Below are 15,338 nucleotides of genomic sequence, written 5' to 3' on the forward strand. Positions count from 1 at the left end.
TCAGAAGTCAAACAGGCTTTTTTGTCCTGCCATCTCGTGAAGGTTTCCCACCTGTACCCCGATACGCCTGAAGTTTGATGTGCTTTCTTCAAGGAATTGCTGCATCATCTCTTTTGCGCTTTTGTGAAGGGATTCCATATCTGAGACGGGATGATTGAAAGTACGGCTCTTTGTAGATGTTTTGAAATTTGATAAAATAACTGTTACGGTCACTGACCTGAAACTAACCTTTCGGGATTTTGCTCTGGATAGCACATCACCGGCAAGTTCGTCAAGCAACGAGAATATCATATTCTCATCACGGGTATCATGTTTAAGAGATGCCATCCTGCCAATTTGGTCAGTTGCTGTTCTCTCTTTAACAGGTGTTTCATCGATGCCGGATGCAGCCTGCTTGAGCCATGTACCCCTGTTCTTTCCGAAGGCATTGATAAGTTCCAGTATATCATGTTTTTCCAGGTCATCAATGGTCTCGACCCCCATTTCAGCAAGTTTTTCTCCGGTAACTTTGCCTATTCCCCAGAGTTTTTTCACAGGCATGGGTTTCAGGAAATTTTGGACTTCTTCAGGTCTTACAATAGTGATACCATCGGGTTTCTGGAAAGAGGATGCCATTTTGGCTATCAGCTTATTGGGGCCGATACCTATGGAGCAGGTAATTTTCTCCCTGGCTTTAATCTCTTCCTTTATCTTCATGCTTATTTTTCTTGCGTGTTCGAAATCAGAATCTGAAGAATGGGTGATCTCAAGAAAAGCTTCATCAATACTTATTTTTTCAAAAGATTCTTCGCTGTCGGCACTGGAGCGCAGTATTTCCATTACCCTGTCAGAAACTTCTTCGTAGAACTGCTTACGTACCGGAAGGAACACAGCATCGGGATTCAAGGCCTTTGCCTGCCTGCATGGCATGGCAGAACGAATGCCTGTTTCTCTTGCAACATAATTAGAGGTGCTCACAGCCCCGCCTTCTTCACCCCGGTTAGAGTACATGCAGACAACTACCGCTTTACCTTTAAGGGAAGGGTCCTCCCGCTCCTCTATGGCGGCATAGAAATAGTCCATGTCAACATGGATGATCACGCGTTGCATTGCTAGTATTTAGGGAGGAAGGTTTTTATGATTAACTCTTTTTGATACGAGTCTATAGTATGACATCCCTGCAATCCACATACAGGGAATCAAAGTCCGTGAGTTTTCTTGCAACAGGCCTGGCGTAGAGGTACATTTTCTCAAACTGGGGTCTGTGATGCTTTATTACTTCAAGGAAATCATCATCCGGATCTATATACGTTCCGAAGAAATCACACTTTGCATCGTACAGGATGTTATTACAGTATCCCAGTATCTCCTCCATAGCATCCTTGTATCCGGTTTCGAATGCATGGTCGACTATCAAGCGCAACTTGAAATACTCGCCTTCTTCAGGAACTTTCGGCATAGCTGTGAAATGCCTGAGCATTCCGAACACTTTTGACATGGTTTTCCAGAGAATCGGTTCTTTTGTATAGGCCATCTCCATCAGGACGGCGCTATCCCAGAAACCACCGCATGCAACTATCTTTCCGTTTTCCTTGGCTGCCAGGAAATTCTCAAGGCCATATCCGAGTATCCTGTTTGCATATTCCCGGAAGCTTTCAGGAGTGAAGGGGCTGAAATGAGTCCTTCCCGCATAATAACGATTCAGCAGTTCTACAGCCTCGGGAAGATCCTTGTCTTCGATACGCTCCAGGGTATATTTCCGGTCGGTCTCCTCTTTCCTGTAGGCTGACATCTCGCATACCATTATCTCTTTTTTCCGGATGTATCCCAGTTTTTCCAGGAGGCTGATGAAAGCCTGGTTGTGGGCATATACATAACAGTAAAGATGTGTTGCATTGATGCTTCTTGCCTGCTCTTCGGCTTCCCTTATGAGACTGACAGCTATTCCCTTCCTCCGAAAATCGGGGTGGACCATCACTTCTGCCATATAGATGTATTGCTCATCAGGATGCTGTTTCACCGTCCAACCTATCCAGCCTGCAGTCTGGCCTTCCTCTTCAGCCACCATTATCTGCCAGTTGTCATAGATTTCATACCTTATTGTGATTTCCGGTCCTTTGTCAATTACCATTGCAAGTCTTTCGTCACCCTGCGGACACAGTTTCTCAATGCTTAAAAGAGTCTTGTTGTCTTCTTCGCTGAAAGGCCTGATATTAGCCACTCGAATCCCCCGGTTTTGTTTTAGATGCTAAGTTAAGATATTGTCCCCAAATGAAGCTGGAATCTGATTCGATATATTCATTTTGGGAATCTATTTAGGCTCTGTCTCGATACCGACATCTCCAAGCGCTGTGCTCAGGTATCTTTCGCCGGTATCCGGTAAAATAACTACTATTAGTTTTCCTTCATTTTCCTTTCTTCTGGCCACCTGTAATGCTGCATGAAGGGCTGCACCACACGATATTCCCGCAAGTATACCTTCTTTTTTCGCAAGCTCCTGAGCGGTCTTAAAAGCATCTTCACTCTTTACCTGAATTATCTCATCAACGATATCCATGTTCATGACCTCAGGTATGAAACCGGCCCCAATACCCTGTATCTTGTGTGGTCCTGCTTTGCCACCGGAAAGCACGGGTGATTCCTCAGGTTCAACTGCCACTGCCTTAAACTCAGGTTTGCGGGATTTGATAACCTCGGAGACTCCTGTTATAGTACCACCTGTACCTACACCGGCTACCAGAATATCTGCTTCCCCGTCGGTGTCGCTCCAAATTTCTTCGGCAGTTGTCCTGCGATGGATCTCAGGGTTTGCATGGTTCATGAACTGGTGAGGTACAAAAGAATTAGGTATCTCTTTTGCCATTCTTTCCGCTTCTTCTATGGAACCCTTCATACCTCCGGCACCGGGAGTAAGAACTATCTCTGCTCCAAGCAATCTCAGGATCTTTCTTCTTTCCATACTCATTGTTTCGGGCATAGTCAGGATAAGGCGATAACCCTTTGATGCGCAGACGAATGCCAGGCCGATGCCTGTATTTCCCGAAGTGGGTTCAATAACAACCGTTTCGTTGCTCATGTACCCTTCTTTTTCAGCCGTTTCGATCATATTAAGGGCAATACGGTCCTTCACAGAACTTAACGGGTTGAAGGATTCGATTTTTGCAGCTACAGTTGCATAGCATCCTTCGGTTATCCTGTTCAACTTTACAAGTGGTGTTTTACCAACAGTTTTTGTTATGTCATCGTAGATATTGCTCATTTTACCCAAACTCCCGATTCAGTGTTTTTCCTTAAATATAAGATGCGGTTCTTCAATAACAACCTTGGTGTCCGGTGGAACCGATCTGGTTATCCATACGTTGCCGCCTATTATCGAGCGGGCCCCGATGACTGTACCGCCTCCAAGGATGGTAGCATTGGAATATATTATGACGTCATCCTCTATGGTAGGATGTCTTTTTTGTCCCCGGATGATCTGTCCTCTCTCGTCTTTCGGGAAACTCAGAGAACCCAGGGTCACACCCTGGTAAACACGTACATTATTACCGATTTCGCAGGTTTCTCCAATGACAAGACCGGTTCCGTGGTCAATGAAGAATCCTTCTCCTATTCTTGCTCCGGGATGAATATCGATTCCCACCAGACTATGAGCATACTCGGTCATTATTCGGGGGATTACAGTTATTCCCTGCTTGTGAAGCTCGTGGGCTGACCTGTAAACAGTCATGGCGAATATTCCGGGATAACTGAAAATAATTTCATCATAACTCTTAGCTGCAGGGTCCCCTCCGTATGCAGCTATTACGTCCGATGCAAGTAAAGCACGTATTTGGGGTATTTTTCTCAGGAATTTAAGTGTCTCTTCCTGCCCGCTTTCGACACATTCGGCACATTCTTCCTCATATCTGTCACAATCATGGATGATGCTGTTTGTTATCTGCTTTGAAAGCTGCTCGAAGAGTTCTGTTATTTCATTGCCTATATGATAGGATAGAACACTCCTATCGACAGTCTGGTCGCCAAAATAACCGGGGAACAATATATCTTTTATCAAATTTATGATCTCTACAATAGATTCCCTGGAAGGTATTATTGCTGCATCCACATGATCAAAACATTTTTTGTCAGAGCAGCTGGAAGCAACCATATCAACAATTTCAGGTATCTGTGCACGGTACTTGTTGTCGATCATGGAACTAAGGATGGTACATTTTTTAAGTTCCAGTTCTGTTTCATTGTTCATATTATTCCCCTGCTTTGCATTTTCAGGTTCTGGTTTGTTCTATTTTTTCTTTTCTATTAGATTTCAGCCAATTGTTAACAGTGTTAACAACGCAGAACTACTTTACATATTTTTTGCTTGATCGTTGCTTCATAAAGCCGCTGTAGCTGGAAAAGGATCAGCAATTATTAACCCTCACAAGCGGAAAGTTTTCGTAGCCCCAAACAACCTATATTTGCAATTGCATTTAAGAACTTTGATAATCAGGGGACAATCCCTAGGCTTAAATACAAGCGAGTATCAGTTTTTTTATGAAACCTGAAATGTCTTTCCGGCAAATCACTCCTGAAGGTCCTGTCTCTGTTACAGATATAGATCTCAGGGCACTGGCTGAGATATATGCTGAGGAGAATGTTTACCTTTCAGTTTATCTGCCTGTGAGCAGGGAAAATGAGCATGTGAACAGGGTATTTGTGAATTCCAGGGTTGGGGCGATAAAGAAAGTTTTGCCTGCGGATCTTCGACCGGAGTTCGAGAAGACATTTGACATGGCAGAAGAGCTACTTTTTGAACCTGCGGTTTCAGGTGAGAGGGGAAGGATAATTTTTGCATCTGCACCCGATTCTTTCCTGCATGTTTATAGATTGGCTGTGGAGCCGGAAAAGTCTCTGGTTCTTGATACGTCTCCATTTTTACTGCCTCTGGCAAGACTGAGGGCAGATTATGAAGACTACGGCATGCTCCTTGTGGATTCAAGGGAAGCCAGATTTGTTTGCATACGTTCGGATATTGCAGAAGAGAAAAAGCACCTGTCTACAGACCTTATGAAAAAGCACAAGAAGGGAGGATGGAGCCAGATGCGTTTCAACCATTTGAGAAAGGAGGCGATCAAATCATTTTTCTCAGAGGTGGTAGAGAATGTTCAGGGTACATGTGATGAGTTGCAGACAAGGGGACTGGTAATTGCCGGACCTGGTGAGGCAAAGCAGGAACTGGTTGAAATGCTCCCAAAAGACATTCAACAGAATATACTGGATGTAATCGATGTTCCAATGGATATTTCCGGGGACAAGCTAATCGAGGCAGGAGACTCTGTATTGCAGGAAGATGAGTTTGAAAGCTCACTTAATAGATCAAAAGAATTCAAAGGTGAGATGCTAAAAGGTGGTCTGGCTGTAGCCGGTGTGGAAGACGTCCGGAATGCCCTGGAGCAGGCAAGGGTAAACGTACTCTTGATTGTTAAAGGCTCTTCAGTCCCGGGATGGATATGTGAGAGATGCCAGAACCTGCAGGCAAACACCCGGCCACCGGAACAATGCGACAGGTGTGGAGGACCGACATCATCTGTAAATATAGTGGAAGAACTCTATGAACTTGCCCAGCGCACGGGTGCAGAAGTGGAGTTCATTGAACAAAGGGATTTCCTTGATTCTGATGATGCGGTGGGTGCGCTGCTGAGATATTAGATATTTTTACCCCTGGACATATCCGAAGCCGATTTTCATCGCAATCTCAGCCTTTGTAAGTTCCTGACCCAGGTAGGCAGCATGGTTTAACGTGCTTGCCCACTTGTATTTGATAATTGTAAGGTAGATTGACCTTGCATCAGGCCCTTCAATGATCCTCAACAGTTCCTTACGGTAGGAATAGTGTTTTGCCAGGATTAGCATCCTGTCTGTGTCCAGTGCTATCACAAAGTATCCGTCGGCATCCAGTTCGCCATCCCCTGTTTCATAGGCTACGATCACAGGAACATCTATTGTATCATTATTGTCTGTATCTTCTTTATTTTCCACTCTACCACCCTTTTATTTATTTCCCGGGATGCCAGCGCTGCATATGTTCAGCATGTGTTTTCAGGTAAGCTCCCTTTTCATAGAACTTGTCATAGAAGTCAAGGTCCAGATGGTGAGCCTGCAGGTACGGTAGTACAAAGATGCTGGGCATGGTTCCGGGGAATTTACCAAATGTATCATAGATATACTGGGCCTGGAGGGCTGCACATTCCCTGAAATGTTCATCAGGTACCTGTGCACTGCTGCGAACTCCCGGAGTGTCTTTGTAATAACCAGGTGTCTCGGGATTGAATGGTCCACCGGGGCCGAATTTCCTTTCCATGAGCACATCTACGGCATGTCGCATGTCTCGATAGTGAGGTGGTGTGAATCCTTCAAAAACACCTTCAAGTCCTGTGGGATTTGGAAGTGACCAGCGCTCATCGGTATCATACCTGAAACCCAGTCCCTGTACTTCAGGCTCCCCGCTTGCTCCAAGAAGTGAGAATGGGTCCATACCGTTGAAAAGCCACCCTCCAAGGCCCATTGACTGCAGCATCAGCATTCCGGCATAGCATGATGTACCCAGTTCGGTTGTCAGTTCTCCGAGAGACCACATCTCGAGGAATGTAATAGGATAAGGCTCTTTCACATCCACGATGTCCGAAAATTGCTCGATCCCATCTATCTGCTTCCCGTTCACATCATCATAGAAACAGACGCCATTCTGCACATAGTAACAGATTCCTGCAAGAACGTGCTGTGCAAGGTCCCCTACAGGTATTACTAGTGTCGTACCCGGTTGATTGACAACCCATGTGTTATGTGCTTCTATATGAGGTGTCTCAGGAGGTACCTTCAGGCGTCCGTCATATATCTTCTTTACACGGCTACGGTGTGCTTCCATTAATTCATCGGGATCAAATGTACCGTCATCTTTTCTTTCAACCATGGCAGGTGCATCTCTTGTTTTTAGTACGTAAGTACCTTTATCATCCGTGAAAAACAGCTCACTTGTATGGAATCCGGCTGCTGAAGGGAATGTCCTGCCTCCGGCGCTACCGGCATAGTTCGATAGGTGCGGTGCGTATATTTCTCCCCGCATGATAAGGTTGTGCCAGCCTGTGTTTCCCCCCATTGCTGTCAACAGTGTCATCTGCTCGAGTTCTGAGAGTGGCATTGCTGCATGTTTTGATGTATATTTGAAGTAGCCATCAGGAATTGATGCTCCCATAAAGAACCTGCGTGCCCTCCTCCCAAAAAGTGCGTCTGAAAGCCTGAAGTTCAACACATCTTCGAATCCTGGTGGAAATTTTGATTTGTCCCCCACATTAATTTCCTCCTCAAGTACCATTTCCAGTTGACGGGAGGGCTGTGCCTAGAATTAAATGCATTCCATAAGGCTGGTATCTGCTATCTTTTCCCGCTCCCATTTAGGGTTGTAGGGCATGGGATTTAAGATTTCTGGGAATCAGGAAAGTTCTTAAACCGGCTTATTTTTCCGTTGTTAGTGCAGCTTCTTAGCTGAATTCCACATCTGCTCAAACTCACCCTGTAGTCTGGCTGCCAGCCGCTGGTCCCAGATCTTTGTCATGGAGAGCAGGTTCTTCTGTTCCACCGGGTCGATTATGCTGATGACCACCCTATCGTTGTCAATGACTGCAAAACAGGTAGTGAATGGTTCATCCTGATACCGGATCTCTACATTTTCTGCAGGATCGCCCATCATTTGAAGCAGACCCTCTGCTGCTTCTATCATTCCTTCTTCTTTTATACTAATTATTCTCAGCCTGACCCCACGTTCAAGGGCTTGCAGCATTGACGGCAGGGATATGTCACATTCATTGACTCTGTCTGACTTTGAATCCAGAATTTGTTTTTTAGGCAAATGGAGAAGGATAGATTTCTCATGTTCCACTTCTTCAAAGTTTGCCCTGATCATCTCAGGTATCTCTGCTCCCATTGCGGTTTTCCAGAATGTTTTCCCGGCCGGTTCCTGTACCCTTATCTTATCGATTTCTTCTCCAATATTGACGATAAGCTTCCTCGTGTTCTCCAGTTCCTCATCAAGCTGTCTTTTCTTTTCGGCATAGAATCCGTTCAGTGCAATGGAGGGTTTTTTTGCCATGTATTTCTTAGGACGGCTGTTCTGGACCTCAAGTAATCCTTTTGTTACGAGGGAATTCAGGGTTTCGTATATCTTGCCATATGGGATGTCGGTCTCCTTATGGACATTACTGGCTTCACATATCCCGTGTTTCAGGATGTGAATATATGAGTCAACCTCGTATTTGTTCAATCCCAGACTGATCAATTTATTTTCCAGCATTTTGAAACCTTTTACATGTGCTTTTCTGAGTATAAACGGCTTAAATAAAGTTCTCTATCTATATAATTGCATTAATATAAATTTCAAACCCACGCCAAGCCAATTAACACAACTAATCAGGTGTTTCAAAATAAATACTTGATCCCAGGAAATGGACGGATCCGTCTGTCTGAAATTATTACAAGGGAGTTGTTTTTTTGAATACAGTAACAAGGACCGAACAGTTACGCGACAGGATCGCTCTTTTCAAAATTTCCTGTGGATTTTCATTCACAGGCGTACGGCAGTCAGACACATTATCAGAAGCCGGGGATATTTGCAGGAGGGGATGATGTGATATCAAACAAGTATTCTATTGTTTTAGTATCATTAATCTGTATTTTACTGGCTTGTACGGGAACAGTTTCAGCAAAAGAGATCATTGTCGGTGCCGATCTGGGTAATTCAACTATCACTGCTGCACTTGCAAATGCAAGTAACGGCGATATTATTACTGTGACCGATGGTACATACATTGAGAATGTGGATGTTATGAAACAGGTTGTCATAAGGTCCCAGAACGGTTCGGCAAATACGACTGTTCAGGCTCAGTCAAGTTCCGACGATGTATTTCATGTATATACAAGCAGTGTAAATATAAGCGGATTCAACATTGAGGGGGCTTCAGATTCTTATAAGGCCGGTATTCATCTGCATTCGGGCACAGCGAGTAGTATTGTTTTGAATAATACTCTGAGTGGAAATTATTACGGTATTTACGTTTCTTCTGCAGATGACAATATTCTGACAAACAATAATGCCAGCAATAACAGTGAGCTTGGATGTTATCTTTATGCTTCAACTAACAATACGCTGACCGGAAATACGATCTCATCGAACAAATACAATTTTAAAACAGATGGAGGTGCTGTCAATCATTATTTACACAACATTGGTCCAAGTAATGAAGTTGATGGCAAACCTATTTTCTACTGGACAAGTGTGACCAGTGGTCAAATTAATTCAAGCTCAAATGCAGGAGCAGTGTATTTGGTCAATTGTACAGGTATTACTGTCAAAGATGTCGAAGTTTCAGATTATTATGGTACTATGCTCGTGAGTACTACTAATTCAACAATAGAAAATGTTACTGCAGCAAACTGTTTTTACGGTATCTACCTTTTCTCCTCAAGCGACTATAATTATCTGGATAACAATAATGCCTATAACGATTATTGGGGAATTTGCCTCCGTGGCTCAAGCAATAATACCCTGACAAACAATGAGGCAAACAACGCCACTGATTCCGGTATTGTTGTCTGGTATTCCAGCAATTACAATAACCTGACCGGCAATAATGCTCATGATAATTCTTATGGGGTGTACATTTCAGGTTCAAGCGACAATTATCTGACCGGCAATAATGTAAACAATAACAACCATGGCATTTACCTTTCTTATGCAGATAACAATAACAATCTGACTGGTAACAATGTAAGCAATAACAATTACAATGGGTTTTTCCTTTCCGGTTCAGATCACAATTATCTCGTGGGTAACTATATCAACAATAGTGGCACCGGATTCCGTCTGCAAAGTTCTCAAAATAATACGTTGACCAATAATTATGCAAACGATACAACAACTGCTTTATTACTGACTTCATCTCCAAATAACTCAATTGGTGATCTGATACTGAGTAGTGGATTTCCAAAACTGTCATTTGTAAGCGGTAGTTCGTTTTCAAATATTAGATATGCAGCTACAGATGCAAACACATTTACTGGAAAAACAAACGTCAATGGATATGTTTTGATAAGTTCCACTGAGACAAGCATGAATATGGACATCTTTTACGATGATGCAGGTCTTAGCTCATCAGATGAAGCGGAACTATCATTGTTCAGGTGGGACAGTTCTAACTGGACAGAAGTAACAAACCCTTTTATTGATACAAGCAATGATTTCGTAACAGCAAACCTTACTGAATATGGCACATTTGGACTTTTCTGGAGTGCAGCTTCTTCTGTACCTACATCTACGCCTTATTCGGGCAGTGATGATGGAATGTCTGTCTATCGGAAGAAACAGATAATGGAGCAGGATGAAACGGAAGAGACAGATGAAACAGATACAGAAGGCGAAGTTTCAAATGAGACTATCAGTACAGGAAGTGCATTTGCTGATGATATTGAAAATACGGATAATACAGGTGCCTATCAGACTACTGCATCATCTTCGACAACGGATACAACTGTGGACAGTGAAGGAAATTCAACCACGATGGCATTTTCGGGGATAGCTCTGATAGCGCTTTTGTTCTTCTTACTGTTATGGAAAAGAAGAAGGGATGAAGAGGAAGATAATGAGTGAAAAGAGTGCACATTTTTAAAATAGTGGGTCTATCCCACTCTTTTTTTCAGGCTCTACTTTATGCAGTAAAAACCAGCCTGCATGTAGGAGTACCAGAAGAGTTCCACTGTCCTGAATCCCGTTTCCCTTAACAGTTTCAGGTGTTCTTCAACATTTATGGGGAAATATTCGGCTCCAAAGCGCTTAAGGTGGGCTTCCACTTCATCCTCACTTCTTCCATGTACAGATTGGAATTCTCCCCAATATCTTTTCCCGACAGAGATCCCTTCCTCAGTGAGCGGACTGATGTTTTCAAAGGTGATGAAAATGCCGCCTTTTTTCAGCAGTTCATAGCACTTCTTCAAAGCTTTTGTACGATTCTCACGATCAAGGTAATGGTGGCACTGGATTGCAGTAATAGCATCCGGCTTTTTTTCGAGTTTTTGGGAGAACTCCTGGGTTGGTGAAGCTTTCAGAAATTCAACTCTTTTGTGATTGTATGAGGGGAATTTATCCTTTGCCAGCTCCAGCATTTTTTCTGATGGGTCGAGCATCAGAAATTTCGTGTCCGGGAATTGTTCAATTGCCTCTGAAATGAGTGAGCCTGTCCCGCAGCCCGTATCCATCCAGATCTTTGGGGTAGAAGGAAGTGACTTTACAAAGTTGATTGTTTCAAGATGGAAAGATGAGTAGTAGGGAAGGACAGATTTTATCTTGGTATCATAATCTTCGGGTAGATGAGGCGTTTTGTTTCCTGGAGGGTTTGCGGAAGACATGTAAAAAGCTGGACTATTTTCTACTTTATATATTCTTTGCAGAATCCTTAAACGATATCACTACTTATTTTCTTTATTACAGAGGATGAGAAGGAGCATCATGTTATACAGGAAAATGCCAAAAAACGGAGATGAACTTTCAATACTTGGCTTTGGTGCCATGCGCCTGCCGGTTAAGGAAGATCATAGTATCGATGAGGAAAAGGCTACGCAGATGGTCCGTTATGCAATTGATAATGGCGTGAACTATATCGATACTGCATGGCCCTACCATATGGGACAGAGTGAGCCTTTCCTTGGCCGTGCACTTGCAGACGGATACAGGGAAAAGGTGAAGATTGCTACGAAACAGCCCCAGTGGATGGTGAAAAAGCCTGAGGATATGGACAGGTTCCTGAATGCCCAGCTTGAGAAGCTGAATACCGATCATATCGACTATTACCTGATCCATAGTCTTGCCGGTGAGAGCTGGAAGACTATTCAGGACCTTGGTGTTATTGAGTTCCTTGACAGGGCGAAGGCTGACGGGCGAATCATTAATGCAGGTTTTTCATACCACGGTGCAAGTGAGGATTTCAGTGAGGTAGTTGATGGCTACGACTGGGATTTCTGCCAGATACAGTACAATTTCCTGGATGAGAATGTGCAGGCAGGAAAAAAAGGGCTTGAATATGCTGCATCTAAAGGGCTTGGTGTTGTGATAATGGAACCCCTGAGAGGTGGCAACTTGGTAAATCCTGTTCCTTCCCAGGTGATGGATATCTGGAATGAGGCAGATGTAAAACGCAGCCCTGTGGAATGGGCATTGCGCTGGATATGGAACCATCCTGAGGTTACAGTTATACTCTCCGGTATGAGTGAACCCTCCCAGGTTGAAGAGAACCTGAGGTTTGCAAAGGAAGGTTTGCCAAATTCGCTGACGGAAAAAGAGCTCGGGCTTGTGAGCAGGGTAGCTGAGAAGTACGGCGAACTTATGAAGATTGGTTGTACGGGATGCAGGTACTGTATGCCATGTCCTGAGGGTGTTGATATCCCTTCGTGTTTTGAAATGTACAATAACCTGCAAATGTTCGGCTCAGATGATATGCTGATGCTGATGTATGCTGCAAGACTGGGTGGTATCCTGGGAGGACCCGAGAAGAGTTTTGCTTCGCAGTGCATACAGTGTGGAAAATGCCTTGATGCATGTCCGCAGCATATTGCCATTCCTGACATGCTTGAAGATGTCATCGGGGAGTTTGAAGGTCCCGATCTGGAGCAAAGAATAGCGATTGCGAAACAGTTGTTCACAGATGATAGCTGTTAAAGCTATCATGTCTGTCTTTTTGAAAGAAATTTGCTAAATGGAATGATGAAAAACTTGATTCATGAAGGTTGCCGAAAACCTGAAATCTTAAATAAGGCAACTAAAAAATGAGAGTTATGACCAATTACACCATCGAAGAGAAGCTCCCATCAGTAGAAGAGTACATCCATATCCGGGAGTCCGTCGGCTGGCCCTACCCAAACAATGAAGCCATAGAGAAGAGTCTTAACAATTCCAACTACTGCGTCTGTGCTGTGGAAAATGGCAGGATAATCGGAATGGGCCGTGTGGTGGGAGATGACAGTTTCATCTTTTTCGTAGCTGATGTCATCGTTCTGCCCGAATACCAGAGACAGGGCATCGGCACAGCACTTATGGAAAAGATAATGGCTTATCTTAGAGAGAACTTACAGGAATATTCCTACATCACCCTGATGTCGGCAAAGGGTATGGAGGGCTTTTATGAGAAGTTCGGGTTTTTCAAGAGGCCTACTGGTGAGTATGGGTGTGGGATGATGGTGGAGTTTTGATATCGGCCTTGGATGCAAAATCTTACCTCAATCCTTTTTTCTCCCATAAGGACAGGCATACACACATAACCCGCATGCTGGTATCTGGCCGTTGTTCTCCATCTTCTTGAAGTAGTCTTCACACTTCCTTGCATCATATCTCAGTTCCCTGCTTTCACTTTCAATGAAGTTCCTTCCGTTAAAGGCCTGGACCGGACATATGTTCACACATTCGTTGCAGGTGCCACATCTATTTTCCAGCTTTTTGCCGGTGGGTTGAAGGGATGCATCTGTCAGTATTGTAGCCCATCTGACCCTCGGACCGTTGTCCGGAGTTATCAGAAGGCAGCTCTTTCCTATCCAGCCAAGTCCGGATAGGTGAGCGGCTAGCTTATGAGAGAACTGGGCGCATATCCTCTCATCATCTATTCTTTTTGATGCAGGAAGTGGAAGTGCCGAATAGCCACTATCTTGAATATAGCTACTCAGGATTGAAGTTATCATGTCAAGTCGTGAATTGATGACATCGTATGCATGATGTTTATAATTCAATGCAACTGCTCTCTCATCTCTGTGCGGGAGTTTGTCAACGATAGGGTCCATCAGCCGTATTCCGATCGAGACCGCAAACGGATATGCAGACAGTTCGTTGTCACCCTGATCTAAAATAAACTCCGCAGCATCTGAAAGATCTGCCACACCAAAGTACTGGACGCCGTTTTCCAGTGCGATTCTGTTCAATTCGTCCTGAAGAGTCACAATGATACCTCTTACTCTATCTGGTTACGTTATTAGTTAATTAATTCTTTATCTTCTGGATTCAATTTTTGGACTCATGAAGGAGTGACAAAGTTGGTTTTCTTCAAGAGGCCTATGGTGAGTATGGGATGATGGTGGAACTGTGAGATAGTTGAATATATTTTATGATTTTTAGGTAACTTAACCAACAAAAATACTGGTTGATGCAAAAAAGCTTTTTCTATCATTCAGACACTTATTTCTTTGAAGAGTGATGGCACATGTCTAAAAAGTCAAAAAAGAAAGTTAAACCAAGGAATCAGCTTTTTCCTGAACCAACCAAAGAGATTCGTCTCAATAAGTGCACGACTGATGTTTTAACTTCTTTAATACCCCAATGTCACATTTTAGATTCAAGATTCTTTGGTTGGATGGAAAAAGAATCTGAATATGACTGGGGCTGTAAAATGGTGGACTATATGACTAAGGCTGATATTTCTAAGTCTATCATTTATGCAACTCTGAAAACAGGCAGAATTCTGAGTGAAGAGAATCTAAAAAATCTAAGTGAAGAAGAAATTGAAGAGTGGAATTTGGCTTGTGACGAATATCGTGAACTCAGTGAATCAGACCCAGACTTGATTACGACAGAACTAAACTCCTTGCCTAAGGAAACAGAGTGCCCAGATTTATCTAAAGAAGAATTAGAAGCTGTTTTTGAGTTAAGAGGACTTCATCCTCTATTAGTTGAAAAATGCAAGAGAACCTTTGTGAACTCTCATTTTAGAGAATCCGTAATGAATGGAACACTTGCGGTGCTGCAAGAAATTAAAGAAATCACTGGAAGAATTGATTTGGATGGTTCCGATTTAGTAGATAATGTTTTTTCGCCGGTAAATCCAGTTTTGTCTACCGGCCAATATGGATTAGGGGATGATACTGAGCAAAAAGGTGTACACTTTCTTTTTAAAGGATTCGTGCTGGCAATTAGAAATCAATTCATGCATAGAGATATCTATCTTGAAAATCCATTTATTGCTATTGAATATCTTTCATTTTTCACTTTCCTTCTACGAATTTTAGATGGAATGACATTAAATGAAAGCGATCAAGTTAAAGATAATAATTGATTCTTGTACTTGACTTTTGGAAAATTACTTTTTCATCCTTCGTTAAAACCACTCGATTCATTGCTTAACTACTTTCTTTTTTAAGAATCTCCTTGCTCAAGCTTGCTAATAAAGAAAAAATCACTGTGATATATAACAAGGTCAAGCTGGACTTGTCATAAAACCATCCCTGATAAGCGTTATAAAATGCAGTTGTCAAGGCTATTGTTATGAAAATTTTGAATGCAATATCAAGAGTTCTTG

15 protein-coding genes are annotated in these 15,338 nt (G+C 43.1%); 6 read left to right on the forward strand and 9 right to left on the reverse strand.

The window, feature by feature from the left end:
• The 4 genes from dinB to V7O62_RS09200 all read right to left on the reverse strand — a co-directional run bounded on the left by dinB (position 1) and on the right by V7O62_RS09200 (position 4,222).
• Positions 1 to 1,089, reverse strand: a complete 1,089-nt coding sequence (gene dinB / locus V7O62_RS09185) for a DNA polymerase IV (protein ID WP_406656003.1) — start codon at positions 1,087 to 1,089, stop codon at positions 1 to 3.
• Between the two features lie 52 nt (positions 1,090 to 1,141).
• The gene (locus V7O62_RS09190) at positions 1,142 to 2,200 is read right to left on the reverse strand and encodes a GNAT family N-acetyltransferase (protein ID WP_406656005.1); all 1,059 of its coding nucleotides are present in this window, start codon (positions 2,198 to 2,200) and stop codon (positions 1,142 to 1,144) included.
• Between the two features lie 90 nt (positions 2,201 to 2,290).
• A complete protein-coding gene (gene cysK, locus V7O62_RS09195; protein WP_406656006.1) occupies positions 2,291 to 3,238 on the reverse strand; it encodes a cysteine synthase A in 948 nt (315 codons plus the stop codon).
• An 18-nt stretch (positions 3,239 to 3,256) separates the two neighbouring features.
• A complete protein-coding gene (locus tag V7O62_RS09200) occupies positions 3,257 to 4,222 on the reverse strand; it encodes a serine O-acetyltransferase (protein WP_406656007.1) in 966 nt (321 codons plus the stop codon).
• Between the two features lie 290 nt (positions 4,223 to 4,512).
• On the opposite strand from V7O62_RS09200, the gene V7O62_RS09205 reads away from it, so the two are divergent.
• Complete coding sequence (locus V7O62_RS09205; RefSeq protein ID WP_406656008.1) at positions 4,513 to 5,667, forward strand: Vms1/Ankzf1 family peptidyl-tRNA hydrolase; 1,155 nt, start codon at positions 4,513 to 4,515, stop codon at positions 5,665 to 5,667.
• A 6-nt stretch (positions 5,668 to 5,673) separates the two neighbouring features.
• Here the strand turns inward: V7O62_RS09205 and V7O62_RS09210 are convergent, their stop codons facing one another.
• The 3 genes from V7O62_RS09210 to V7O62_RS09220 form a co-directional block, all read right to left on the reverse strand.
• The gene (locus tag V7O62_RS09210; RefSeq protein WP_406656009.1) at positions 5,674 to 5,997 is read right to left on the reverse strand and encodes a hypothetical protein; all 324 of its coding nucleotides are present in this window, start codon (positions 5,995 to 5,997) and stop codon (positions 5,674 to 5,676) included.
• Between the two features lie 16 nt (positions 5,998 to 6,013).
• Positions 6,014 to 7,306, reverse strand: a complete 1,293-nt coding sequence (locus V7O62_RS09215) for a hypothetical protein (protein ID WP_406656010.1) — start codon at positions 7,304 to 7,306, stop codon at positions 6,014 to 6,016.
• A gap of 177 nt (positions 7,307 to 7,483) precedes the next feature.
• Positions 7,484 to 8,305 carry a TrmB family transcriptional regulator gene (locus V7O62_RS09220; RefSeq protein WP_406656012.1) on the reverse strand — a complete coding sequence of 274 codons (822 nt, stop codon included), beginning with the start codon at positions 8,303 to 8,305 and terminating at the stop codon, positions 7,484 to 7,486.
• Between the two features lie 197 nt (positions 8,306 to 8,502).
• Between V7O62_RS09220 and V7O62_RS09225 the strand changes: the two genes are divergently transcribed.
• Together V7O62_RS09225 and V7O62_RS09230 are read left to right on the forward strand one after the other, a co-directional pair.
• Positions 8,503 to 8,637 (forward strand): hypothetical protein, encoded by a 135-nt coding sequence (locus V7O62_RS09225; protein WP_406656013.1) that lies wholly within the window; start codon positions 8,503 to 8,505, stop codon positions 8,635 to 8,637.
• Between the two features lies 1 nt (position 8,638).
• The gene (locus tag V7O62_RS09230; protein ID WP_406656014.1) at positions 8,639 to 10,657 is read left to right on the forward strand and encodes a nitrous oxide reductase family maturation protein NosD; all 2,019 of its coding nucleotides are present in this window, start codon (positions 8,639 to 8,641) and stop codon (positions 10,655 to 10,657) included.
• 53 nt (positions 10,658 to 10,710) lie between these two features.
• Here V7O62_RS09230 and V7O62_RS09235 read toward each other — a convergent pair whose 3' ends face one another.
• Complete coding sequence (locus V7O62_RS09235) at positions 10,711 to 11,412, reverse strand: class I SAM-dependent methyltransferase (RefSeq protein WP_406656015.1); 702 nt, start codon at positions 11,410 to 11,412, stop codon at positions 10,711 to 10,713.
• 100 nt (positions 11,413 to 11,512) lie between these two features.
• Here V7O62_RS09235 and V7O62_RS09240 point away from each other — a divergent pair, with 100 nt between their 5' ends.
• Both V7O62_RS09240 and V7O62_RS09245 read left to right on the forward strand, forming a co-directional pair.
• The gene (locus V7O62_RS09240) at positions 11,513 to 12,718 is read left to right on the forward strand and encodes an aldo/keto reductase (RefSeq protein ID WP_406656016.1); all 1,206 of its coding nucleotides are present in this window, start codon (positions 11,513 to 11,515) and stop codon (positions 12,716 to 12,718) included.
• Positions 12,719 to 12,834: 116 nt separating this feature from the next.
• Positions 12,835 to 13,248, forward strand: a complete 414-nt coding sequence (locus V7O62_RS09245) for a GNAT family N-acetyltransferase (RefSeq protein ID WP_406656018.1) — start codon at positions 12,835 to 12,837, stop codon at positions 13,246 to 13,248.
• A gap of 27 nt (positions 13,249 to 13,275) precedes the next feature.
• Here V7O62_RS09245 and V7O62_RS09250 read toward each other — a convergent pair whose 3' ends face one another.
• Positions 13,276 to 13,986, reverse strand: a complete 711-nt coding sequence (locus tag V7O62_RS09250; protein ID WP_406656019.1) for a 4Fe-4S double cluster binding domain-containing protein — start codon at positions 13,984 to 13,986, stop codon at positions 13,276 to 13,278.
• A gap of 260 nt (positions 13,987 to 14,246) precedes the next feature.
• On the opposite strand from V7O62_RS09250, the gene V7O62_RS09255 reads away from it, so the two are divergent.
• A complete protein-coding gene (locus V7O62_RS09255; protein WP_406656020.1) occupies positions 14,247 to 15,095 on the forward strand; it encodes a TIGR02391 family protein in 849 nt (282 codons plus the stop codon).
• The last annotated feature ends 243 nt before the right edge of the window (positions 15,096 to 15,338 follow it).

The organism is Methanolobus sp. ZRKC2, assembly GCF_045291185.1.
Lineage (GTDB): Archaea > Halobacteriota > Methanosarcinia > Methanosarcinales > Methanosarcinaceae > Methanolobus.

Bases quoted from the DNA above. Each gene is read 5' to 3' on its own strand.
- dinB (WP_406656003.1), bottom strand. From the start codon at position 1,089: ATGCAACGCGTGATCATCCATGTTGACATGGACTATTTCTATGCCGCC.
- cysK (WP_406656006.1), bottom strand. From the start codon at position 3,238: ATGAGCAATATCTACGATGACATAACAAAAACTGTTGGTAAAACACCA.
- V7O62_RS09200 (WP_406656007.1), bottom strand. From the start codon at position 4,222: ATGAACAATGAAACAGAACTGGAACTTAAAAAATGTACCATCCTTAGT.
- V7O62_RS09205 (WP_406656008.1), top strand. From the start codon at position 4,513: ATGAAACCTGAAATGTCTTTCCGGCAAATCACTCCTGAAGGTCCTGTC.
- V7O62_RS09220 (WP_406656012.1), bottom strand. From the start codon at position 8,305: ATGCTGGAAAATAAATTGATCAGTCTGGGATTGAACAAATACGAGGTT.
- V7O62_RS09235 (WP_406656015.1), bottom strand. From the start codon at position 11,412: ATGTCTTCCGCAAACCCTCCAGGAAACAAAACGCCTCATCTACCCGAA.
- V7O62_RS09240 (WP_406656016.1), top strand. From the start codon at position 11,513: ATGTTATACAGGAAAATGCCAAAAAACGGAGATGAACTTTCAATACTT.
- V7O62_RS09245 (WP_406656018.1), top strand. From the start codon at position 12,835: ATGACCAATTACACCATCGAAGAGAAGCTCCCATCAGTAGAAGAGTAC.
- V7O62_RS09255 (WP_406656020.1), top strand. From the start codon at position 14,247: ATGTCTAAAAAGTCAAAAAAGAAAGTTAAACCAAGGAATCAGCTTTTT.